The sequence below is a fragment of the Lentzea sp. NPDC005914 genome (assembly GCF_040629405.1).
Lineage (GTDB): Bacteria > Actinomycetota > Actinomycetes > Mycobacteriales > Pseudonocardiaceae > Lentzea.
In genome coordinates, this window is sequence record NZ_JBEXVQ010000007.1 from 168,174 (window position 1) to 188,488 (window position 20,315).

The window sequence follows — 20,315 nt, forward strand, 5'->3', positions numbered from 1 at the left end:
ACTTCATGACCGTGACCGACGAACAGATTCAGGCTCTCGCCGCGACCGCGAAGCCGTTCAGCCTGGCGCTCCTGCACTGGGGGCCCGAGCGGACGATGGACGGTGCGGACGCGATCGAGCTCGAACACCAGCGACGGATGGTGTCGCTGCGCGCCGACGGCGTGATCGCGATCCTGTGCCCGGTCCTCTCCGACGACGTGGCCGGTGTCGCGATCATGACCGTGCCGGCGGAGGAAGCGGCGGAGATCATGGCCGGGGACCCGTGCGTGCGGGCCGGGATGATCCGCGTCGAGGTTCGCCCGTGTCTCGGCTTCCCCGGAGACGCCCTTCCCGTGTGAGCGACCGGGTGCGAACCCGGTCGTCGCCGCGCTGGGTGAGACCGAACCGGATTGCTACGTTCGGGACGGTACGAATCCGAGCGGCTCAAGGGGTTTCGCATGGCGGTCAGCCGTCGTTCCGTGCTGGCGTCGGCGCTCGCCGTGGCAGGCGGAGTGCTCCCGGTCTCCCAGGCCGCGGCCCGCGGAACTCCCGCTCCGATCGCGTTGCAGATGTGGTCGCTGCACGAGCAGGCCGAACGGGATCTGCTGGGCGTGCTGGAGAAGGTCGCCGCGATCGGGTACGTCGCCATCGAGAGCTATGAGCTGTACGGCCACGCGCCCAAGGTGGTGAGGGCTCGCCTCAACGCGCTCGGGCTCGGCCTGTGCAGCTCGCACGCGCCGTTCCCATCGGGTCCTGACGCGACGGAGATCCTCGACCAGCAGGCCGAACTTGGCGCGCGCACCCTCGTGTGGAGCTTGGAGCCGGAGGAGTTCGACTCCGTGGACGCGATCAAGCGCGGTGCGGAGCGGATCAACCAGGCGGTGGTGAACGCCCGGCGCTACGGCATGCGGATCGGCTATCACAACCACTTCGCGGAGTTCCGCAAGGTCTTCCGCGGGCGCAGGGCCTACGACGTCCTGCTGCGCGAGCTGGACCCGGCCGTCGTGATCGAGGTCGACACGTACTGGGCGAAGGTGGGTGGGGCCGACCCCGCCGCGGTGCTCGCCTCGCTCGGCAGGCGGGTGGAGCTCATCCACATCAAGGACGGGCCCGCGAAAGGCATGGACGACTTCATGGTGCCGTATGGCCAGGGCGTGATCGACGTCGACGGTGTGGCCCGCGCCAACCCTGCGGTGCGGTGGAACATCGTCGAGATGGACCGCTCGCACTACGAGATCTTCTGGCTGCTGCGCAACTGCTACGACTACCTCGTCGGCCGCGGCCTGGCCACGGGACGACGCTGAGGACGCCCGCATAGAATGCCGCGGTGCCGGACAAGCTGACCGTGGACCTGCACCCGGTCTTCCGCAGCGACCAGGACATCGCTCTGGCGGTGCGCAACGCGCTCTTCCGCGCCGCGGCGCAGAAGGTGCCGCTGCTCGAGATCATCACGGGCAAGGGTTCCGGCAAGCTCAAGAGCCGCGTGCTGGCGATGCTGAAGCAGCCGCACGTCAAGAAGCTGTACCGGCGGGTGGAGATCGCTCCCGGCAATGACGGAATGGTGCTGGTCCACCTCAGGTAGCGCGCGAGAAAACCGGGCTGGGATTCTTCCGACATCCCAGCCCGGATTTCGCGCAAACCGAACTCAGACGACCTGCCACAGGCACTTGGTCAGCCGACGAAGTCCCACGTCACGCCGGAGACGTTGCCCAGGTCGTGGTCGGCCAGGGCGCCGAACGCCGGCTTGCTGAGGTCGAGGTGGGTGCGCGCGCACGACGGGCACATGTCCCGGACCGGCACGGTGATCGTCTTTCCCTTGTAGGTGACCCGGACCGACTTCTTGCAGATCGGGTCCTTGTTCGGGTTGGAGTTCGTGAACCAGGACTTGGACACGGCCACGAGCATCTGCGTCTTCGCGTTGATCTGCGTGCCGCAGGCGCCGTAACCGCTGTCGTCGTACCAGGTCATGTTCCCGTTCTGCGCGGCTGACGCCGTGCCGAAGCCCAGGAAGACGAAGACGACAAGTGCCGACAGGACTGCAGTGAATCGCATGGGTTCCCTCGTGCTACAGGGCGGCGGGGGCTGACTCACACGATCCAGGTAGAAGTCTGGTGAATTCCCTAGTCGATTCTTGCGCCGTGCACCTTGGCTTCTGCGATAATGCGCTCCGCCTCGTCGATGGCGACATTTCGCAATTCCGCCAGGGCTCGCATGGCCTCCGCCCGGCGTGCCGACATGGCGAGCCGGAAGTCCTCGCGAATCTCCTCGCGCTTGTTCGCCGCCTCCTCGTCGAGCATGCGGGCGCGCTGCTCGGCCTCGCCGACGATCATCAACGCCTTGAGCTGCGCGTCCCTGATCACGTCACGGCGTTCTTCCTCGGCCAGCGCGACCATGCGGGCGAGCCGTTCGGGCAGGCCCTTCGGGTCGATCGGGGTGAGGCAGATGCGGTGCAGGCCGTCCTGCAGCCCCGCGTTCTCCTCCTGCACGGACATCAACCTGCTGGCCAGGGCGTCGGCCCTGGCTTCCGACGCGTCCCGGTCGGCGGTGACCAGGCGAAGCTCGGCCTCCAGCTCGGAGACGTAGTCGTCCACCTCGTCGCGGTCGTAGCCGCGCCACCTCAGCCCGAACCACGTGCGCAGCGGTACGAGCTCTGTCCTGCTCTCGACACTCACTTGCCGTCTCCTCTGCCTCCCGCGAGTCAGTCTTGACTGGGTGTACGTACGTGGTGCGGCATCGGTTCTAACGGGTTCACCAGGCACAATGTGTGCGTGAACAACAAACTGTGCCCCTGTGGTACCGGCCAGTCCTATGTGGACTGTTGCGGTGCGCTGCACTCCGGAGCCCGCACCGCGGCCACCGCCGAGCAGCTGATGCGCTCGCGCTACAGCGCTTTCGCCGTGTCCGATGAGGACTACCTGCTGCGCACGTGGGCCGCGAAAAGCCGTCCCGCGAGCGCCGGAATCGACGCCGGCGACCGCTGGTTGAAGCTCGAAATACTGGCAACTGAAAACGGCGGGCTGCTGCAGAGCGAGGGCGTCGTCGAGTTCCGGGCGCACTACGTCGGGGGCGTCGTGCACGAGCGGAGCAGGTTCGTCCGGGAGAACGGCCAATGGGTCTACGCGGAGGCGCTGTGAGCAGGGTGATGGTCGCGAGCCGGTTCAACGGTCCGCCCGGGATGGGCAACGGCGGGTACTCGGCGGGCCTGCTCGCCGCGCACGTCGACGCGAAGACGGTCAGTGTCCGTTTGCGCAAGCCCGTGCCGCTCGACCGCGAGATGGAGGTCCGCGGCGGTGACCTGCTCGACGGCACCACCGTGATCGCCTCGGCCGAGCCCGCCACCCTTGACCTCGACGTACCCGCCACCCCGACGCTGGACGAGGCGCGCAAGGCCGCCGCGAAGGTGCCGTGGCGCGAGAAGCACCCGTTCCCTACCTGTTTCGGCTGCGGACCAGGCCGTGAGGACGGCATCGCCGCGCTGCTCGGCCCGCTGGACGGCCGCGAGGAGTGGGCCGGAGTCTGGCGGCCGACCGGCCTGCTGCCCAACGACGGCGTGCGCGTGCTGCCCGAGATCGTCTGGGCCGCCCTGGACTGCCCGTCGGCACAGCCCGTGGCCCCCGACGGCGGTCCGGCGTTCGTGCTGGGCACTTTTGTCGCCCAAGCGGAGCAGCCGGTGGAACTGGGCGTGGACCACGTGCTCCTCGCGTGGGAACTTGGCCGGGACGGACGCAAGGCTTACTCGGCGTCAGCGATTATTGGCCCTCACGGAGTGTGCGGACGAGCACGCGCCGTGTGGGTCTCGATCGGATGACATCAAATAACCCGACTGGGTGACAGGAGTGCGCTGCGTCTTGGTAGCGTGCACGACCGTTGCCCGATTAAGCCGAAAGGGCGAGTGAACGGGATGGCACGGAGGTGATCAGGCGCTTGATGGGCCGACGTGCCGCCGCCCATGGCGACCAAACCACACAGACCCAGAGTTCGAGCCCTGCTGCGAACACGGATCTGTACCCCGTCGAGCAGCCCCCGGCAGCAGCGCCGCCGCCGGAGCCATTGCCGCAGAGGACGCCGTTCGCGGCGAACTTCGTCGGCGCGACGCTCGTCGTTTCCGCTCCGGACGGACCGAGCCAGGCCGCGTCCGGCCTCGCCCGCACCCTTCCGGTCGACCGAGGCCGCACCGTGGTCGTGGTCGACTTCCCGAGCGGTGACCAGAGCACTTTCTGGCCGCACGTCGTGACCGCGCTCAGCGGCCGCGGGCCGATCCGGCTCGCCGTGTCGCACGCGGGGACCATGCGTCCCACCGCGCCCGCGCAGTGGCTGGCCGAACAGCTCCAGGCCGAGGTCGTGGCGCCGGACGGCGTGCTGACCCTCGTGCCCGGTGCCGCGTTCGTCGTGGGCACCCAGGGCTACGGCAGCTGGGTGCGGTTCCAGCCGAACGCGTCACCGATGCCGTTCGGCCGCCGTTTCCCGGTGCCGCAGTGGGAGGCGATGGACCCGAACTCGCCGTGGCCGACGGGCGAGATCGGCGTCTCCGAGCCCATTCCGGCCGGTCTGTGGCTGCGCGCCCAGCAGCCGCCGTTCGACCCAAGCGCCCAGGACGCGCGCCCGATCGTGGCGCTGCCGTGCCGTGACAACGTGCTGACCGTTGTCGTCGGCGGGCCCGGCCAGTCGTCGATCCCGACCGACGAGGTGTGCCGCCTGCTGACCGCGCTGCCCCAGGCGGCCCGGTCACGCGTGCGGCTCGTCCCGTACGGCATCGACACCGCGCTCGGGCAGCTCGTCGCGGACCAGCTGGGCGAGCCCATCGCGATGTTCACCGGCCTGCCGGTGGGCAACCTGCGCACCGGAGGGCCCGCGGTGATCGCGGTCGACCCGCGCGGGCAGCAGACGTGGCGGCCGTTCGTGACCGAGGTCCAGTGCGCGCCGCACGAGACCGTGCCCGTCGTGTCCGGCTACCGCGCGCCCGTGCAGGGACTCTCCGAGGTCTCGCCTGGCGTGTTCTCCATCGGCGACGGCGTCGTGCTCGAGGTCGTGCCCTCCGGCCTGTGGGTGCGTGAGCACGACGAGCCGTACAACGCGGCTGAGGTGCGCTCTCAGCCCGTTGACCCGGAGTGGGCACGTCTGACCGTGGGCACGCCGGGGCGCACCACGCCCGGTGCTGTCGCGGTGCACGGCGCTGCTCTCGTGGAACGTCTTGAGCCCGAGGTCCGGAAGCTGCTGCGGGTGGTGTTCTGCGACTCCAAGGTGTCCGCACCGCCCCCGCCTCCTCCGGTGCCGCAGCACGCCGCGCCGGCGCACGCCGCACCGGACGGCCCGCCTGCGGGTGCACAGCCGACGTTCGGCACCCAGAGCACCGGCATCCAGAACACCGGCAGTCCCGCGGCGATCGCGGCGGCACTGGGTGCGGCGGCACAGGTGCTGTCGAACCGCGACACGTCCGACAACGGCACCGGGTTCTTCACCCCGGTGACCCCGGCCGACTCCGAGCCCGCCTACGCCGCCATTCCGCCGTCCGAGACCGCCACCGTCACGGTGTCCTCGCACGTCCTGGCCGAGGCCGAGGAGGCGGCGTTCCCGTCGTCGGACCCGGACGCGGCCGCCGTCCGGTTCCGCGTGGACGGCCCGCTGCCGACGCAACCGCTGGCGTCCTGGGAGCTTCCTGCCCAGAGCAACGGTGAACGCGAGACGGTTCTGCCGGACCACAGCAGCTCGGACCTGGAACGCGACGCCGTGCGCCGCGCCCTGGGCGAGCGCTACGGCGTGCACGCGGCGACCGTCTGCCGCCTGCTCGCGCAGCGCCCGGACGCCGAGGAGGACCCGGCGGCGTTCGAGGCCATGGTCACCGACCTGACGGCGCTGCTGGCGTGCGTGTCGCAGGACGAGGAAGTGGTCGTCGAGACGCTGCGCATGGGTCGCCTCGGCCGCCTTCGCCCGTACGTCGCGTGCATCGTGTCGGGCCTGAACCGCCTGCCGCTGCACAGCGGTGTCGCGGCGGTGTGGGGTCAGAGCGGCCCGACCGGCCCGCGTCGCTACCGCAGCGGCGACGTGCTGGTGGAGCACGGCCTGCTCGACGCCATCGCGAACCCGACGCAACGGGTCGAGGGCGCCACCGAGTATCTGCTGTGGTCGGTCACCGGCCGCCGGGTCGAGGTGGCGGACCGCGTCGCCGTGGCCACCGAGGAACGCGTGGTCTTCCCGCCCGGCACGGCTTTCCGCGTGCTGGCGGTCGCCGACGCCGAGGGTGATCACCCGCAGCAGGTGCTGATGCAGGAGATGGCCGGCGCCGCGGCGGACCAGGAGATCGCCGGGTTGCGGCCGAGCGTCCTCTCGCAGCTCGAACGGGCGGCGGCGAACCTGCGGGTGCTGCCGTCGTACCCCGTCCCGGTGGAGGCTTGAGCCCTCACCTGGGCATTCGTTACGCCGAACCCGCGGCCGGCTCGCTGCGCCTCCACCCACCGGTGGACTGCGACGGCGAGCCGGCCGGTGGGTTCGGCGACTCCCACACGCTGAACGTCTGGTCCACAGTGGACTCCGGTGCGCCTGTCCTGCTGTGGGTGCACGGCGGAGCGAACACCGTTGGCTCGTCAGCACAACCCGAGTACGCGGGTGATGTTCTGGCTTCTCACGGTGTGGTGTTCGTGAGCTGCAACTACCGGCTCGCGGTCGACGGATACGGTGCGGTGGAAGGGTTTCCGCGCAACCGCGGCCTGCTCGACGTCGTGTCCGCGTTGAGGTGGGTCCAGCGCAACATCGCGCGCTACGGCGGAGATCCGTCCAACGTCACGGTCGCCGGGCAGTCGTCAGGGGCGCAGACCGTCGCGTCGCTGATGGTGATGCCTGTGGCGAGAGGCCTGTTCCACCGGGCGATCGCGCACAGCCTGGCCGGGCGGTTCTTCACACCCGCCGAAGCTGTCGCGGTGCAGCGCGCAGCGGAGCCGGACGTCGTGCTGTACCAGCCGATCGTGGACGGCGACACGCTGCCGCGGTCGGCGCTGGAAGGCCCGTACGACGTGGATCTGCTGGTGTGCCACACCGCCGACGAGGACGCGGAACTGTTCCAACGGCCGACAATGCGACTCGCGGACGAGCACGGGCGGGCGTTCCGGTCGATCTACGCACGGACTCCGGCACATCACGGCGCGGACGTCCCCGACATGTTCTGCGGCGACATCGCCACGGCGTGGGCGTCCTTTGCCCGCGACGGTGATCCCGGCTGGCCGCGAGACGAGCTGAAGCGCTGGGTCAGCTCTCCGTCGTGAGTCCGAGCGCCCCGTCCAGCCGCGGCACGCACGCGCCGTCGCGCTTGTCGGTCGCCAGGAACTCGGTGAGGCACCGGCCGATCTGCTCGTGACCGCGGGCGTTGGGGTGGAACGACTCCTGCAACGCGTGCGCGGAGCGCTTCTCGTTCTTCAGGCCGTCCCAGTCCACGGTCAGCCGCGTGAACCACTCGGTCTCCGGCTTTCCCGCGCACGCCTCGTGCCCCTCACCGGCCCGCGACAGGTCGAGGAACCGGGCGTTGACCTTGTTCGCGGCGGTGCGCAGGCCGTTCGACAGCTCCGGCACCGCCTCCTCGACGACCCACTCCAGGTCGGTGCTGCGCAGCGGGCAGCCGGACAGGTTCTGCAGGGACTTGGGCATCTTCGGCGTCACCGGCGCCGCGTACGACTGGACGACCAGCTGGTAGTCGGAGTCGAGGTAGCTCGAGTCGCGCATGGTCTGGCGGATGGCGTTGAGCGTGTTCTCGACCTTGGGGATCATCCGCCGCACGCGCTTGGACCACTCGTGCGCCACCGACGACGTGCAGTCGCTGCGCTTGCCCCACGCCTCGAAGCACTTGTTGAGCACCTCGGCGAAGTGCGGGTCGTCGTTCGCCCCGACGGCCACCACGACGGCGACGACCCGGTTCGCCCCGGCGATCTTGCGCAGCTGCGGCAGCTGGTCGTTGCGCAGCCGGTCGGAGTTCGCGCCGGAACAGGCCAGGTTGATCTTCTGGTCGGCCTGGATCTGGGCCTTCATGATCGACGCCTGGGACGACCGGTGGCACCAGTTGCCGCCGTCCTCGCCGTTCGTGCCGGGCTCGTAGCCACCGGCACCCTCGCCGGACATCGTGCTGTCACCGAGCGCCACGACCGCGGTCCGGGACTCGCGATCCGGTTCCGAGGGGGGCGGGAAGGGGTGGTCGCTCACGATCAGCAGGATCGCGAGCAGGCCGATCACCGCGAGGGGCAGGACTTTCCGCATCGCGGGCCAGCTTACCGAGTGGCCGGATCCGAGGGGGATATGGCGTTGCCGCCACCTGCCGTGATGAGGAAAGTGGAGGTGTGGGGAATCTGAGGGAAATTGTCGTGGTCGGTTACGACCGCACGGCGTTGCTGGACCTGGCGGGGCCCATCGAGGTGTTCCAGGCAGCGAACTACGGCACCGACCGGTACCGGGTCACGGTGGCCACGCTCGGGGGCGGCCCGTTCACCGCGACGGCGGGGGTGCGGATCGAGGCAGGCGCGGACCTGCGCACGCTCGACCGCGAGATCGACACGCTGCTGGTCGTCGGCGGCTGGGGTTACGACGAGGCCGCGGCGGACGCGGCGCTCACCACGAACCTGCGGCGTCTCGCGTTGAAGTCGCGGCGCGTCGCGGGCGTCTGCACGGGCGCCGTGGTGCTGGCCGGCGCGGGCCTGCTCGAAGGCCGGCGGGCGACCACGCACTGGGCGTTCACCGGCGAGCTCGAGAACCGCGGTGTCGAGGTCGAACCGGACGCGATCTTCGTGTGCGACGGCCGGGTGTCCACGTCGGCGGGTGTCACGGCGGGCATCGACCTCGCGTTGGCGATGGTCGAGCAGGATCACGGCCCAGGGCTCGCCCGCCGCATCGCGCAGTACCTGGTCGTCTTCCTGCAACGGTCGGGCGGCCAGTCGCAGTTCAGCGTGCACACCCGCTCGCGGCCGGTGTCGGACGACTCGCTGCGGGCGTTGCTGGACGACATCCACGCCGACCCGACGCGGGAGTGGACGGTGCCGGTGATGGCGCGCAAGGCGATGATGAGCGTGCGGCACTTCGCCCGCGTCTTCTCCCGCAACGTGGGCGTCTCGCCCGCCGTGTACGTCGAACGGGCCCGCGTCGAGGCAGCCGCCGACCGGCTGGCTTCGAGCGGGGACTCGTTGGACCTCATCGCCCGCTCGAGCGGTTTCGGCTCGGCCGAGACCCTGCGGCGGGCCTTCCTGCGCGTGCTCGGCGTGTCGCCGGGCAGCTACCGCGCCCGGTTCCGGACCACTGGGGTTGCCTGATGGAAGCCACGTTCGTGCTCTACCCGAACATGACCGCGCTCGATTTCGTCGGCCCGTTCGAGGTGCTCGGCTCCGTGCCGGTCGTCACCACGCGGTTCGTGGCCGCGTCCTTGGATCCGGTGAAGTCGGACAACGGGCTGACCGTCGTGCCGACCGACACGTTCGCGTCGTTGAAGTCGACCGACATCGTCGTGGTGCCGGGGTCGGGGCACTGGCGGGAGGTCTTGAAGGACTCCGGCGGTGTCGTCGAGTGGCTGCGGGAGGTGCACTCGACGACGAAGTGGACGACGTCGGTGTGCACGGGGTCGACGTTGCTGGCGGAGGCCGGGCTGGTCTCGAAGGCGACCACGCACTGGGCTGCGCGGGAGGATCTTTCCGCGCGTGGCGTCGAGGTCTCGACGGATCGGGTCGTGTTCGACGGCAAGGTCGTGACCGGGGCGGGCGTGTCGGCGGGCATCGACATGGCGTTGCGGCTGGTCGAGGCCGAGTTCGGGGAGATGGTCGCGCAGGCGGTGCAGGTCGGGATCGAGTACGACCCGCAGCCGCCGCGGGCCTACTCCGAGATCCCGCCGGAGATCGCTGCCGGGCTCAAGGCCGCGTTCGAGTCACGTCAGGCCTGACTGGACGGCGAAGACGACGAGCTGGGCGCGGTCGCGTGCGCCCAGCTTCACCATCGCCCTCGACACGTGCGTGCGGACCGTCGCGGGCGAGATCACCAGCACCGCGGCGATCTCGTCGTTGGACGCCCCGGACGCCACGTGCCGCATGATCTCCCGCTCGCGCTCGGTCAGCTTGTCCAGGTGCGGCACGGGCCGGGCGGACGCGCCGGACGCGAACCGGTCGATCACGCGGCGCGTCACGGACGGCGACAACAAGGACCCGCCGTCGGCGACCACGTGGACGGCACGCAGCAGGTCGGTCGGGTCGGAGTCCTTCACGAGGAAGCCAGACGCGCCGGTCCTCAAAGCCTCGAACACGTACTCGTCCAGATCGAACGTCGTGAGCATGACGATCTTCACCTCGGCGCACGCGGGATCGGCCGAGACGCGGCGGAGGACTTCGAGGCCGTCCATCAACGGCATGCGGATGTCGAGGAACACCACGTCCGGTTTGGTCGACTGGATCAGCGACAGCGCCTCGCGGCCGTCGGAGGCCTCGCCGGCGAACTGGACGCCGTCCTCGGTCTCGATCAGGGTCCGCAGTCCCATCCGGACCAACGGCTGATCGTCGGCCACCACCACGCGAATCATGAGGGCAACGGTATCCGGGCGGTGACCTTGAAACCGTGCGATACGCCGACTTCGAGCGTGCCGTTCAGCGCTTCGGCCCGTGAGCGCATGCCGGTGATGCCGTGGCCTTCCACGAAGGCAGCGGGTGTGCCGGTGTCGGCGACCTCGACGATCACCTGGTCCCGCACGCTGTACACGCGGACCGACGCTGTGACGCCGGGGGAGGAGTGGCGCAGCACGTTGGTCAGCGACTCCTGCACGATCCGGTAGACGGCCATCTGGTAGTTGTCGGGCAGCTCAACAGCATCCACTTCCACCGAGACTTCGAGGCCTGCCTCGCGCATCCGGGACGCCAGAGCGGGGATGTCGTCCAGAGAAATCGTGGGGCGCAGAGGAGCCGAGCCGCGCAGAGTGTCCAGTTCGGACCGCAGGCCGTCCAACGCCTCTCTCGACGTGTCGCGGATCGCCTCCAGTGAGGCGCGGGCCTTCGCGGGATCCTTGTCCAGCACGTACAGGGCGACGCCCGCCTGCATCGCGATCACGGAGAGGCCGTGGCCGACGACGTCGTGGACTTCCTGAGCCAGCCGCAGGCGTTCGGAGACCACGGCGTGCTCGCGAGCGTCCACAGCGGACCGGCGGCGCAGCTTCATCAGCACGCCGGCCGCGACGGGCAGCAGGATCCAGCCCGCCGACCAGGTGATCCACGAGGTCACGGAGTCGTTCCACCACGGCAGGATCGCCAGCGCGTACACCACGGCGCACACGGCGGCCATTTCGAACGAGGCGTACAGGGCCACCGCGTACATCGCCGCCACGCCGGTCATCAGGATCGGCCCGAACGGGTAGCCCTGCGCCAGGTACACCGCGATGGCGAGGACGGTCAGCCCGAACGTCCACAGCGGACGGACCGAGCGGAACACCAGGCCCGCGGCTGCTATCGCGATGAGCAGGTAGGCGAGAACGTCCAGGGACTCCGCCGCGCCCTGCAGGCGTGCGGCGAACCGCGTTCCCACGAGGCCGAAGAACAGCAGCGCCACGGTCAGCGCGATGTCCTGCCATTTGATCCTGTACCGCATGGTGCCGACGATACGGCCGGGCGCGTACGCAGATGTGCGTATCTTCATGACGCTCCGGAGCTGACGACCCCGAGCTCACCGGAGAACACGATTAGAGCCATGATCGTGACGACGGAGAAGCTGACGAAGCGCTACGGCGACCGCGCCGTGGTGGACGAGGTCAGTCTGTCCGTGCGGCGGGGCGAGGTCTACGGATTCCTCGGTCCCAACGGCGCGGGCAAGACGACCACGATCCGCATGCTGCTGGGGCTCGTGAGGCCCACCAGCGGGACCGCCAGTGTGCTCGGCGAGGCGCCGGGCACCCCCAGGGCGTTGCTCAAGGTCGGGTCGCTGATCGAGGGGCCCGGCCTCTACCCGTACCTGTCCGGCCGCGACAACCTGCGCGTCCACGCACACCGCCGCGGCGTGGACAGGACGCACGTCGAGGCCGCTCTCGAGCAGGTGGACCTGGTTGGTGCGGCCGGCGAGAAGTTCCGCCGGTACTCGCTCGGCATGAAGCAACGGCTCGGCGTCGCCGCGGCCCTGCTCGGCCAGCCCGAGCTGCTGATCCTCGACGAGCCGACCAACGGCCTCGACCCGGCGGGCATGGCCGACATGCGCGACCTGGTGCGAGCCCTCGCGGCTCAGGGACAGACGGTGCTGCTGTCGAGCCACCTGCTCGGCGAGGTCGAGGAGATCTGCGACCGGGTCGGCGTGATCTCGCAGGGCAAGCTCGTCGCGGAGAGCACGGTCGAGCAGTTGCGCGGCGACACCGTGCTGCTGATCAAGGCCGACCCGATCGAGAAGGCGCACGTGCTGATCGAGGGCAGCGAACTGCGCGGCGACGTGCTGCACGTCCGGGAAACAGATCCCGGCGCGCTGATCAGGACCCTGGTCCACGCCGACGTGGACGTGCAGGAGGTCCGGCCCCTGCGCCGGACGCTGGAAGAGGTCTTCTTCGAGATGACGGGAGCGGCGTGATGGGCAGCGTGAAGGCGGAGCTGCTGCGGCTGTGGAAGTGGCCGGCGACGTGGGTGCTGATCGGCGTCTGGCTCGTGATGACGCTGACGTTCGGCTACGTGTTCAACTACCTGGCCCTCAACGGTGGCACCAACACCCGCGGCCAGTCCCAGCAGGCGCTGATCAGCGCGATGCAGCCGGAGAACGTCGGCGCGGCCGTCGTGCGCGGCCTGCCGATGTTCGGCGGCGCGATCATCCTGGTGCTGGCGGCGCTGGCGATCGGCAGCGGGTACGGCTGGGGCACCTGGAAGACCACGCTGACCGCCGGCCCGCGCCGGGTCTCGGCGATGGCGGGCACGCTGGGCGCGCTCGGGATCATCGTGGTCGTCCTGGTGGCGCTGACGTTCGTCGTGAACCTCGGCGCGTCGATCACCGTGGCGTCGCTGGAAGGCTGGGACTGGAGCCTGCCGGGCACCGACGTGCTCGAGCAGCTCGGCGCGTCACTGCTGATCGCCGCCATGTGGACGGGGTTCGGCGTGTTCCTCGGCGTGGTCACCAAGGGCCCGCCCTGGCCGTCGGGCTCGGGCTGATGTGGGCGATCGTCACCGAGAACCTGTTGCGCGGCGTCGGTTCCCTGCTCGGGCCGGTCGAGTCGCTGACCAAGGTCCTGCCCGGTGGTTCCGCGGGCAACCTGGCCGGAGCCGTCGGCGGATCCGGTGCTCCTGGCGTGCTGAACGACCTGGGCGGCACCACCGCGGCCCTGTTCCTGGTCGGGTACGTGGTGGTTTTCGTTGGCGCGGCGACGCTTCTGAAGGTGCGCCGCGACCTCGTATAGGGCGACTCCCGCCCAGACCAGGCCCAGCACGACCGCGACTCCGGTGGGGTAGTCGCGGTCGTGCAGTCCTGGGTTGACCGGACCGCTGAACTCCCGCCACAGCAACGGAATCGCGAGAATCGTGACCACGCCGGAGACGACCAGCCCGACGCCGATGGACGCTCGCTTGACGACGAGCCCGGACGCGCCGACGAGTGGCGCGATCAGGAAGTCGTGCAGGACCACGCCGCCGCCGAGCCAGGCCAGCAGTTCGACGGTGATCTGGGGGAGGAGCAGCCAGGCTCCCCACGCCGCGAGTCCGACGCCGATGGCGCCCAGCAGATACCTCACAGGACCTCCAGCGACGTGACCCACTTGGTCTGCAACACACCTGGCCGGTTGGGGGCGATGATCCGGCACGGGTAGCCGTGGTCCGGTGTGAGCTCCTCACCGTTGAGCTGGAGTGCCAGGAGCGTCAGGGGATCCTGCGCGAACGCCTCGGGCAGCGTGGTCGCCCGGTAGAGACCGTCCTTCTCCAGCGACTCGACCCGGACGTCGCCCTTCCCGACCAGGTCCGCGACCCTGACGCCGGTCCACGTCGCGTTCTGGCTCCAGCCTTCCACGCACGCGATGGGCAGTTCGTGCGTGGTCTGCGGCATCGCCTTCAGTTCGGCCAGCGAGTAGCTCTTCGCGCCGACCTTCAACCGCCAGTCCTGCGGCACAACGATGTTCGCGGCTTTCGCGGTGCGGTTCACGGGGAGAGCTCCTGGCGACCGCCAGGCCAGTGCTGAGATGGTGCGCAGCCACGGCACCGTGACGCCCGCCGTCGCGACCACCGCCACACCCGTCGTCAACGCGGTGGTGCGCAGGAAAGCCCTGCGGGACAGGATGGTCTTCTCGTCGGACTCCGGTTCCAGCGTGCGCCGGATGACCGGGATCTTCACCGCGATGTGCAGAAGCAGCGCGCCGATCGCGATGTACGCCACGGCGTAGTGGGCTGTGGGGAAGTAGAACGACCACGGGTAGTTCTGCGCGGCGTTGAACAACCCGGTGACCAGCTCGAAGAACGACGCCGCGATCAGCACGAAGATCGAGCCGCGTTCGAGCGCGTGCGGCACGTTCTTGACGAGCGGCCGCTCGAACAGCTTCGGGTAGACGCTCCACAACTTGGCCAGCAGCAACGGGATCGACGCCACCCCGGCGATCACGTGCACGCCCTGGGTGACGCGGTAGAGGTCGACGGGCCTCGTCGGCCACGGCCAGTCGTGCTGCACGCCGTGGCTGAGCAGCCCGGTGACGAAGCACAGGCCGAACGTGATGCCGAGCCACGTGCCGACTCGGCTGGTCACGCCGGTGTGGTGCGCGGGTGCCTTGAAGGACGGGGTTCTCACAGCTTCTCCCAGCACGCGAACCAGCGGCCGGCGCGTTCGGTCTGCCACAGCAGGAAGAACCCGTCGGCCGGCACGGACTCGGCGTCGCTCCATGCCCACGGGAACCACTGGCCGAGCGTGCCCTCGGTCCGCACCCGCGCCTGGCCGACCGTCAGCCCGGACCCCGGCTGCTCGACCTCGACGACGACGGTTCCGCTCGGCTTGAGCAACTGCCGGGCCCGGCGCAGCAGCGCGGCCGGATCGCCGCCGATGCCGATGTTGCCGTCGGCGAGCAGCACGTGGTGCCACCGGCCTTCCCCCGGCAGCAGGTCGAACACGTCGCGCCGGATCGCGATGCCGCCGCGGGCGGTGGTGCGGCGGATGGCCTCCGGGGAGACGTCGACGCCGAGCGCCTGCACGCCGCGGGCCAGCAGCGCCGCCACGAGCCGGCCGGGGCCGCAGCCGATGTCGAGGGTGGGGCCGGTGCAGGCGTCGAGGAGGATCTCGTCGCCGCCATCGGCGTCGGCCTGCCAGCGGTCGACGCTCAGCTCGCGCGGGCCGGTTCCGGAGAGGTCGAGCCAGCTGGGCGTGCCGCGGAGGGCCTGGTCGAACATCATCGGACCACCGCCGCGATGTCGGCCAGCGTCGTGGCGAAGCGGCTCTGCGGCACCTGGGCGGCCACCGCGCGGGCGTCGACCATGGTGTCCACATCGGACAGGATCGGCAGGTTCCGCACGCTCATGCCCAGCAACGCTTCCAGCGTGCGCATGCCCGTGTCCGCCTGCGACATCGGCACGTCCCGAAGCACTTCGGCACGCAGCGGATCTCGCAACCCCAGCGCCCACCATCCGCCGTCCAGCGCGAACCCGAGCGCCGCCTCCTCGAACTCGGCGCACGACTCCAGCAACGCCGGTGTCACCTGCGGCGTGTCCATCCCGATCTGCAGCACCGGCATCCTGAACCGCGCGATGTCGGCGTGCGCGTGAGCCAGCCGGTCCGCGAAAGTCCAGCCCCGCTGCGGAATCACCACGCATTCGGCAAGCGCGTCCCGCACGTCCTCGCGCTCTACCACCCCGGCCAGCGCCACCACGGGCACGGCACCAGGCGTGGACAGCGCGGCATCGATCGTGTCCAGCAGCGAGGCCGCCGCGACGTCCGCGGCCTCCTCGTGCGTCAGAGGCGGGCACAGACGGGTCTTCACCTGGCCGGGTACCGGTGACTTGGCCATGATCAGCAGACAGAACCTCACCGCAGCACCCCCGCCATGTCCCGCGCCGCCCGCAGCGTCCCGCGCACCGAGCCGGACACCTTGGAGCGTGTCCCCGCCGCTCGCGGTCCGTAAGTCACGTCGACCTCGCGCACCCGCCACTGCGCGGCCGCCGCACGCACCAGCAGTTCCAGCGGATAGCCGAACGCCCGGTCCTGAACGTCCAGCGCCAGCAACGCTTCGCGACGGCACACCCGCAGGGGTGCGATGTCGTGCACGTCCAGACCCCGGCGGCGCAACAACGAGGAGATCACGGCGTTGCCGGCTCGCGCGTGCCACGGCCACACGCCGGATGCAACCGGCACCCGGCGGCCGACCACCAGGTCGGCGTCGGCCATCAGTTCGGCCATCGCGGGTAGTTCGGCCAGGTCCAGCGAGCCGTCGGCATCGGCGAACGCCACGAGGTCGGACGTGGCCGCGAGCAGGCCGGTGTGCACGGCGGCGCCGTAGCCGCGGCGGGTCTCATGCACGACCGACGCGCCAAGAGAGGCAGCGATGGAAGGCGAGCCGTCGGACGAGCCGTTGTCGACGACGATCGCGTGGTATCCAGGAGGCAGGGAGGCGAGGACCGCGGGGAGTGCGGCGGCCTCGTCCAGGCAGGGCAACACGACATCCATGTGTCCACCCTGGACCATCTGAAAGTGTTGTGGTGCTTACGGAATTGTGACGCACGAAAGAGTTCTTACGATTGTCTTGCGTGCCCCTGCGAGCTCCCGCGAAAGCCCCTAGGTTGGGCGCGGTGCGTCTAGTCATCGCCAGCACGGTCGTCGCCGCCGCCATCATCGTCGGGCTCATCGTCAACGCCAACGCTCCCGGCGTCCTCTTCGCCTCCGCGGCACCGTTTTTCGGCGAATGGCACCCGCACATCGGCCCTGGCACGCCCGCGGCGATCCTCATCGCGTTCCTCGTCATCGCCAAGGGACCCGAGCTCGCGCAGCACCGGTTCGCGCTGCCGATCGCCTATGCGACCGCGACGGCGTTCACCTTCTCGCTGGCGATGATCGACGGCTGGGGCCGGTTCGTCACCCGGCTCACCACCGAGGACGAGTACCTGCACGTGGTACCGGGCATCACCGACGTCCCCGCGATGCTGAAGGGGTTCGCCGCCCGCATCCCCGATTTCCAGGCCGACTCGTGGACCACGCACGTCTCCGGCCACCCGCCGGGCGCGGTGCTCACGTTCGTCGCGCTGGACCGCGTCGGCCTCGGGGGAGGTGCGGCGGCCTCGATCTTCTGCGTCCTGGCCGGGTCGCTCGCCGTGGTCGCCGTGGCGAAGACCATCGGCGACAACGCCGTGCTGCCGTTCCTGGTGCTGTTCCCCGGCGCGGTGTGGGTCGGCGCGTCGGCGGACGGCATGTTCATGGGGATCGCGGCCGTCGGGATCTACCTGCTCACCCGGTGGACGCTGCTGGGCGGCATCGTGCTGGGCTGGTGCCTGTTCCTGTCGTACGGCCTGATCCTGCTCGCCCCACTCGCACTCGTCGCCGTCTGGCGCCAGGGCGAGACCGGCCGTCGTATCGCCTTGGCCGCCGCGGGCGCCCTGGCCGTCGTCGGAGCGTTCGCCGTGGCCGGGTTCTGGTGGCTCGACGGCTACGAGCTCGTCAAAGTCCGCTACTACCAGGGGATCGGCGCGACCAGGCCGTACTGGTACTGGGTCTGGGCGAACCTGGCGGCACTCGCGGTGGTCATCGGCCCGGCCGGCGTCCGGGGCCTGCGCAGGGACAAGTGGATCATCGCGGCCGGCGTCGCGATCCTGGCCGCGGACCTGTCCGGGCTGAGCAAGGCCGAGACCGAACGGATCTGGCTGCCGTTCGCGATCTGGCTCCTCGCGGGAACGGCGAAGCTGGACAACAGGAAGAGGTGGCTCACCGCCCAGGCCGTCACGGCCCTGGCGGTGAACCACCTCGTGCTCACGAACTGGTGACCGGCTCCCGCTGCGACGCGAAGGCGAACTCCCGCACGCCCTCGGCGAACCCGACCTGAGCCTTGAAACCCAGCACATCCAACGCCTTCGCGGGCGACGCGACGACGTGCCGCACATCGCCCGGCCGCGCCCCGCCCACGATCGCGGGGGTCGGGCCGTCGCACGCGTCGGCCAGCGCGAACGCCAGATCGCCGATCGTGTGCGGGGTGCCCGAGCAGACGTTCACCGCGTCGAAACCAGGCCGCGGTGACGACAACGCCAGCACGTTCGCCCGCGCCACGTCGGTGACGTGCACGAAGTCCCTGCGCTGCCGCCCGTCCTCCATCACGCGCGGCGCGACACCGCTCTGCAGAGCCGACCGGAAGATCGACGCCACCCCGGCGTAAGGGGTGTCGCGCGGCATCCGCGGACCGTAGACGTTGTGGTACCGCAACGCCCACACGCTGCCGCCCGTCTGCCGCGCCCACGCGCCCGCCAGGTGCTCCTGCGCCAGCTTCGTCGCCGCGTACGTGCTGCGCGGCTCCAAGGGTGCGTCCTCGGGCACCAGTTCGGGCACCACGAAGTCGCCGCAGAAACACCGCGGCTCGTAGACACCGCGAGCCAGGTCGTCGGCAGAACGTTCGGCCTTCACGATGCCGTGCGAAAGGCACCGGTACCGGCCCTCGCCGTACACGACCATCGACGACGCCAGCACCAGCCGCGACACCCCGGCCCTGTGCATCTCGGCCAGCAGCACCGCCGTGCCGAGGTCGTTGTGCCGGGCGTACGAAGGCGCGTCGAACGGATCGACGCCGTGCCCGACCATCGCCGCCTGGTGGCACACCGCGTCCACAGTGGACAACAGCGGCCGCAGCGCGTCGGGCGAGGTCACGTCGCCGACGACGAGCTCGTGGTCCAGAGACGGAACAGATCCGTGCGCCTCGGGCAGGAGCGCGTCGAGCAGAACGCAGTCGTGGCCTTGAGCGGCCAGTTCGTCCGCGACGTGCGACCCGATGAACCCGGCTCCGCCGGTGATCAGTACTCGCATGTCCCGACCGTAGGACCGCGGGCCACCTCCGGCGCCTCACGAGCCGATGACGTCAGGACTTCGTAATAGCCGGCACCTCCACCACGAATCGCGCGCCCCGCGGGAACCTGTCCTCCACCCAGACCCGGCCGTGGTGGCGGTGCACGTGTTCGCGCACCAGCGCCAGCCCCAGCCCGCTGCCGGAGTCGTCCCCGCGGCTGCCGGGCTTGCCGCGCGCGAACCGTTCGAAGATCTGCTCCCGCAACGGCTCCGGCACCCCGGGCCCGTCGTCCTCCACCTCGACGCGGGCCACCGAGCCGTACCGGCGCACCGTCACGAAGATCGCCCCGCCCGCGTGCCGCTCGGCGTTCTCCATCAGGTTCGCCAGCACGCGGTCCAGCCGCCGCCGGTCGCCCTGCACCCTCACCGGGGACGCCGACACCGGCACCGCCCGCCACCTGGTCGCGATCACGTTGCGCACCAACGCGCTCAGCTCGAGCTCCTCGGGCTCGTAGTCGTCGGTCTGGTCGGCACGCGAGATCTCCAGCAGGTCCACGACCATCCGCGCGAACCGGTCGACCTCCGAGGTCAGCAGCTCCAGCGCGGTCCCGGCGGTGCCCGGCAGGTGCTCGCGACGCCGCCGCAGCACCGCGCCCGCGTTGACCATCGTCGTCAACGGCGACCGCAGCTCGTGCGACACGTCCGAGGCGAACCGCGCGTCCCGCAACGCCCGCTGCTCCAGCGCGTTCGCCGTCGAGTTGAACTTCGCCGCCAGAGCCGCGAGGTCCGGGTCGTCCTGGTCGGGCAGCCGGGCACCGAGATCACCCCCGGCGATCCGTCCGGCGGCGGAGTTCAGTTCCGCCAGCGGTTTCAGCGCCCGCTTCGACGCCCACGAGCCCAGCGCGGCCCCGAGCAGCGCGGACCCGATCGTGCCCGCGATCAGCACCGCGCTGAGGAACCCGAACGTCCGGTCGAGCTGCTGCATCGGGAACAGCTCCACGTACACCGCGTTGCCCGCCACGGGCCGCGTCACGGCGATGACGGGCAGCCCGCCCACGGTGATCCGCGCCCGGCCGGGCGGGTGCTCCACCAGTTCGGCCGGCAGCTGGGACGGCTCGACCTTGCGGCCCGCCGTGACCATGCCTTCGGGGCTGAGCACCAGGATCGACGAGTCCGGGCCGGTGGTGAGGCCGGTGAGCAGCTCGTCGAGGCCCGGCGAGGACAGCGACTTCTCGACCAGCCGCACGTTGACCTCGGCCTGCCGGGTCGCGCTCGCCTCCCGTTGCCGCGTCATGTAGCCGGAGGCGAGGTTCCAGGTCGCGAACGCCAGCACGCTCGTCACGACCAGCAGACCGAAACCGAACGAGAGGGTGACACGGCAGCGCAGCGAGAGTTTCACCTGACTCCTTGTCGCTGTAAGCGCGGTCGTC

At 70.3% G+C, this 20,315-nt stretch carries 24 protein-coding genes; 13 read left to right on the plus strand and 11 right to left on the minus strand.

Translation table 11 applies throughout. The annotated features are described in order from the left end of the window. Positions 1 to 5: 5 nt before the first annotated feature. The 3 genes from ABZ345_RS12265 to ABZ345_RS12275 all read left to right on the plus strand — a co-directional run bounded on the left by ABZ345_RS12265 (position 6) and on the right by ABZ345_RS12275 (position 1,561). Complete coding sequence (locus tag ABZ345_RS12265) at positions 6 to 338, plus strand: hypothetical protein (RefSeq protein ID WP_359846181.1); 333 nt, start codon at positions 6 to 8, stop codon at positions 336 to 338. Between the two features lie 99 nt (positions 339 to 437). After that, positions 438 to 1,283: a sugar phosphate isomerase/epimerase gene (locus tag ABZ345_RS12270; protein WP_359846184.1), complete on the plus strand. Its 846-nt coding sequence runs from the start codon at positions 438 to 440 to the stop codon at positions 1,281 to 1,283. A 23-nt stretch (positions 1,284 to 1,306) separates the two neighbouring features. Further along, entirely contained in the window at positions 1,307 to 1,561 is a 255-nt protein-coding gene (locus ABZ345_RS12275) for a Smr/MutS family protein (RefSeq protein ID WP_359846187.1), read from the plus strand. 89 nt (positions 1,562 to 1,650) lie between these two features. On the opposite strand, the gene ABZ345_RS12280 is transcribed toward ABZ345_RS12275, so the two are convergent. Beyond that, positions 1,651 to 2,031: a cysteine/serine endopeptidase inhibitor gene (locus ABZ345_RS12280; protein WP_359846190.1), complete on the minus strand. Its 381-nt coding sequence runs from the start codon at positions 2,029 to 2,031 to the stop codon at positions 1,651 to 1,653. 68 nt (positions 2,032 to 2,099) lie between these two features. Further along, the gene (locus ABZ345_RS12285; protein ID WP_359846194.1) at positions 2,100 to 2,651 is read right to left on the minus strand and encodes a DivIVA domain-containing protein; all 552 of its coding nucleotides are present in this window, start codon (positions 2,649 to 2,651) and stop codon (positions 2,100 to 2,102) included. A 96-nt stretch (positions 2,652 to 2,747) separates the two neighbouring features. Here ABZ345_RS12285 and ABZ345_RS12290 point away from each other — a divergent pair, with 96 nt between their 5' ends. The 4 genes from ABZ345_RS12290 (at position 2,748) to ABZ345_RS12305 (ending at position 7,235) form a co-directional block, all read left to right on the plus strand. Beyond that, positions 2,748 to 3,113: a YchJ family metal-binding protein gene (locus ABZ345_RS12290; RefSeq protein WP_359846197.1), complete on the plus strand. Its 366-nt coding sequence runs from the start codon at positions 2,748 to 2,750 to the stop codon at positions 3,111 to 3,113. Continuing rightward, positions 3,110 to 3,787, plus strand: a complete 678-nt coding sequence (locus tag ABZ345_RS12295; protein ID WP_359846199.1) for a hypothetical protein — start codon at positions 3,110 to 3,112, stop codon at positions 3,785 to 3,787. The genes ABZ345_RS12290 and ABZ345_RS12295 overlap by 4 nt, the downstream gene beginning before the upstream one ends. 242 nt (positions 3,788 to 4,029) lie before the next feature. After that, on the plus strand, positions 4,030 to 6,372 hold the full coding sequence (locus ABZ345_RS12300) for a hypothetical protein (protein ID WP_359846202.1): 2,343 nt from the start codon (positions 4,030 to 4,032) through the stop codon (positions 6,370 to 6,372). Then, positions 6,369 to 7,235 carry a carboxylesterase family protein gene (locus ABZ345_RS12305; RefSeq protein WP_359846205.1) on the plus strand — a complete coding sequence of 289 codons (867 nt, stop codon included), beginning with the start codon at positions 6,369 to 6,371 and terminating at the stop codon, positions 7,233 to 7,235. Before ABZ345_RS12300 ends, ABZ345_RS12305 begins: the two co-directional genes overlap by 4 nt. Here the strand turns inward: ABZ345_RS12305 and ABZ345_RS12310 are convergent. Next, on the minus strand, positions 7,219 to 8,217 hold the full coding sequence (locus tag ABZ345_RS12310) for a GDSL-type esterase/lipase family protein (protein WP_359846207.1): 999 nt from the start codon (positions 8,215 to 8,217) through the stop codon (positions 7,219 to 7,221). The genes ABZ345_RS12305 and ABZ345_RS12310 overlap by 17 nt on opposite strands. 104 nt (positions 8,218 to 8,321) lie before the next feature. Between ABZ345_RS12310 and ABZ345_RS12315 the strand changes: the two genes are divergently transcribed. Continuing rightward, positions 8,322 to 9,260 (plus strand): DJ-1/PfpI family protein, encoded by a 939-nt coding sequence (locus ABZ345_RS12315; RefSeq protein WP_359846209.1) that lies wholly within the window; start codon positions 8,322 to 8,324, stop codon positions 9,258 to 9,260. Beyond that, complete coding sequence (locus ABZ345_RS12320; protein ID WP_359846211.1) at positions 9,260 to 9,880, plus strand: DJ-1/PfpI family protein; 621 nt, start codon at positions 9,260 to 9,262, stop codon at positions 9,878 to 9,880. Before ABZ345_RS12315 ends, ABZ345_RS12320 begins: the two co-directional genes overlap by 1 nt. Here the strand turns inward: ABZ345_RS12320 and ABZ345_RS12325 are convergent. Both ABZ345_RS12325 and ABZ345_RS12330 read right to left on the minus strand, forming a co-directional pair. Continuing rightward, the gene (locus ABZ345_RS12325; RefSeq protein WP_359846213.1) at positions 9,866 to 10,510 is read right to left on the minus strand and encodes a response regulator transcription factor; all 645 of its coding nucleotides are present in this window, start codon (positions 10,508 to 10,510) and stop codon (positions 9,866 to 9,868) included. The two genes, ABZ345_RS12320 and ABZ345_RS12325, sit on opposite strands and share 15 nt — an antisense overlap. Next, entirely contained in the window at positions 10,507 to 11,565 is a 1,059-nt protein-coding gene (locus tag ABZ345_RS12330; RefSeq protein ID WP_359846216.1) for a histidine kinase, read from the minus strand. Before ABZ345_RS12330 ends, ABZ345_RS12325 begins: the two co-directional genes overlap by 4 nt. Before the next feature lie 99 nt (positions 11,566 to 11,664). On the opposite strand from ABZ345_RS12330, the gene ABZ345_RS12335 reads away from it, so the two are divergent. Genes ABZ345_RS12335 through ABZ345_RS12345 form a run of 3 tightly spaced genes read left to right on the plus strand, consistent with a single transcriptional unit; the run spans position 11,665 to position 13,339 of the window. Then, positions 11,665 to 12,525 carry an ABC transporter ATP-binding protein gene (locus ABZ345_RS12335; protein WP_359846219.1) on the plus strand — a complete coding sequence of 287 codons (861 nt, stop codon included), beginning with the start codon at positions 11,665 to 11,667 and terminating at the stop codon, positions 12,523 to 12,525. Beyond that, on the plus strand, positions 12,525 to 13,094 hold the full coding sequence (locus tag ABZ345_RS12340; RefSeq protein ID WP_359846222.1) for a hypothetical protein: 570 nt from the start codon (positions 12,525 to 12,527) through the stop codon (positions 13,092 to 13,094). The genes ABZ345_RS12335 and ABZ345_RS12340 overlap by 1 nt, the downstream gene beginning before the upstream one ends. Further along, a complete protein-coding gene (locus ABZ345_RS12345) occupies positions 13,094 to 13,339 on the plus strand; it encodes a hypothetical protein (RefSeq protein WP_359846225.1) in 246 nt (81 codons plus the stop codon). Before ABZ345_RS12340 ends, ABZ345_RS12345 begins: the two co-directional genes overlap by 1 nt. 326 nt (positions 13,340 to 13,665) lie before the next feature. Here the strand turns inward: ABZ345_RS12345 and ABZ345_RS12350 are convergent, their stop codons facing one another. From ABZ345_RS12350 to ABZ345_RS12365, 4 genes are read right to left on the minus strand one after another with little or no spacing between them, the layout of a single operon-like run. Further along, the gene (locus ABZ345_RS12350; RefSeq protein WP_359846228.1) at positions 13,666 to 14,709 is read right to left on the minus strand and encodes a molybdopterin-dependent oxidoreductase; all 1,044 of its coding nucleotides are present in this window, start codon (positions 14,707 to 14,709) and stop codon (positions 13,666 to 13,668) included. After that, positions 14,706 to 15,305: a class I SAM-dependent methyltransferase gene (locus ABZ345_RS12355; RefSeq protein ID WP_359846231.1), complete on the minus strand. Its 600-nt coding sequence runs from the start codon at positions 15,303 to 15,305 to the stop codon at positions 14,706 to 14,708. Before ABZ345_RS12355 ends, ABZ345_RS12350 begins: the two co-directional genes overlap by 4 nt. Further along, positions 15,302 to 15,937, minus strand: a complete 636-nt coding sequence (locus ABZ345_RS12360) for a DUF2064 domain-containing protein (RefSeq protein ID WP_359846234.1) — start codon at positions 15,935 to 15,937, stop codon at positions 15,302 to 15,304. Before ABZ345_RS12360 ends, ABZ345_RS12355 begins: the two co-directional genes overlap by 4 nt. Then, a complete protein-coding gene (locus tag ABZ345_RS12365) occupies positions 15,934 to 16,572 on the minus strand; it encodes a glycosyltransferase family 2 protein (RefSeq protein WP_359846237.1) in 639 nt (212 codons plus the stop codon). Before ABZ345_RS12365 ends, ABZ345_RS12360 begins: the two co-directional genes overlap by 4 nt. 122 nt (positions 16,573 to 16,694) lie before the next feature. On the opposite strand from ABZ345_RS12365, the gene ABZ345_RS12370 reads away from it, so the two are divergent. Next, the gene (locus ABZ345_RS12370; protein WP_359846240.1) at positions 16,695 to 17,879 is read left to right on the plus strand and encodes a hypothetical protein; all 1,185 of its coding nucleotides are present in this window, start codon (positions 16,695 to 16,697) and stop codon (positions 17,877 to 17,879) included. On the opposite strand, the gene ABZ345_RS12375 is transcribed toward ABZ345_RS12370, so the two are convergent. Both ABZ345_RS12375 and ABZ345_RS12380 read right to left on the minus strand, forming a co-directional pair. Further along, positions 17,866 to 18,906, minus strand: a complete 1,041-nt coding sequence (locus tag ABZ345_RS12375) for an NAD-dependent epimerase/dehydratase family protein (RefSeq protein ID WP_359846243.1) — start codon at positions 18,904 to 18,906, stop codon at positions 17,866 to 17,868. The two genes, ABZ345_RS12370 and ABZ345_RS12375, sit on opposite strands and share 14 nt — an antisense overlap. A 52-nt stretch (positions 18,907 to 18,958) precedes the next feature. Beyond that, positions 18,959 to 20,284 (minus strand): HAMP domain-containing sensor histidine kinase, encoded by a 1,326-nt coding sequence (locus ABZ345_RS12380; protein WP_359846246.1) that lies wholly within the window; start codon positions 20,282 to 20,284, stop codon positions 18,959 to 18,961. Between the last annotated feature and the right edge of the window lie 31 nt (positions 20,285 to 20,315).

What these genes read in the sequence shown, in the direction of transcription:
- ABZ345_RS12265 (WP_359846181.1), top strand. Translation starts at nt 6, where the DNA reads ATGACCGTGACCGACGAACAGATTCAGGCTCTCGCCGCGACCGCGAAG.
- ABZ345_RS12270 (WP_359846184.1), top strand. Translation starts at nt 438, where the DNA reads ATGGCGGTCAGCCGTCGTTCCGTGCTGGCGTCGGCGCTCGCCGTGGCA.
- ABZ345_RS12280 (WP_359846190.1), bottom strand. Translation starts at nt 2,031, where the DNA reads ATGCGATTCACTGCAGTCCTGTCGGCACTTGTCGTCTTCGTCTTCCTG.
- ABZ345_RS12310 (WP_359846207.1), bottom strand. Translation starts at nt 8,217, where the DNA reads ATGCGGAAAGTCCTGCCCCTCGCGGTGATCGGCCTGCTCGCGATCCTG.
- ABZ345_RS12320 (WP_359846211.1), top strand. Translation starts at nt 9,260, where the DNA reads ATGGAAGCCACGTTCGTGCTCTACCCGAACATGACCGCGCTCGATTTC.
- ABZ345_RS12325 (WP_359846213.1), bottom strand. Translation starts at nt 10,510, where the DNA reads ATGATTCGCGTGGTGGTGGCCGACGATCAGCCGTTGGTCCGGATGGGA.
- ABZ345_RS12330 (WP_359846216.1), bottom strand. Translation starts at nt 11,565, where the DNA reads ATGCGGTACAGGATCAAATGGCAGGACATCGCGCTGACCGTGGCGCTG.
- ABZ345_RS12335 (WP_359846219.1), top strand. Translation starts at nt 11,665, where the DNA reads ATGATCGTGACGACGGAGAAGCTGACGAAGCGCTACGGCGACCGCGCC.
- ABZ345_RS12340 (WP_359846222.1), top strand. Translation starts at nt 12,525, where the DNA reads ATGGGCAGCGTGAAGGCGGAGCTGCTGCGGCTGTGGAAGTGGCCGGCG.
- ABZ345_RS12345 (WP_359846225.1), top strand. Translation starts at nt 13,094, where the DNA reads ATGTGGGCGATCGTCACCGAGAACCTGTTGCGCGGCGTCGGTTCCCTG.
- ABZ345_RS12355 (WP_359846231.1), bottom strand. Translation starts at nt 15,305, where the DNA reads ATGATGTTCGACCAGGCCCTCCGCGGCACGCCCAGCTGGCTCGACCTC.
- ABZ345_RS12365 (WP_359846237.1), bottom strand. Translation starts at nt 16,572, where the DNA reads ATGGATGTCGTGTTGCCCTGCCTGGACGAGGCCGCCGCACTCCCCGCG.
- ABZ345_RS12375 (WP_359846243.1), bottom strand. Translation starts at nt 18,906, where the DNA reads ATGCGAGTACTGATCACCGGCGGAGCCGGGTTCATCGGGTCGCACGTC.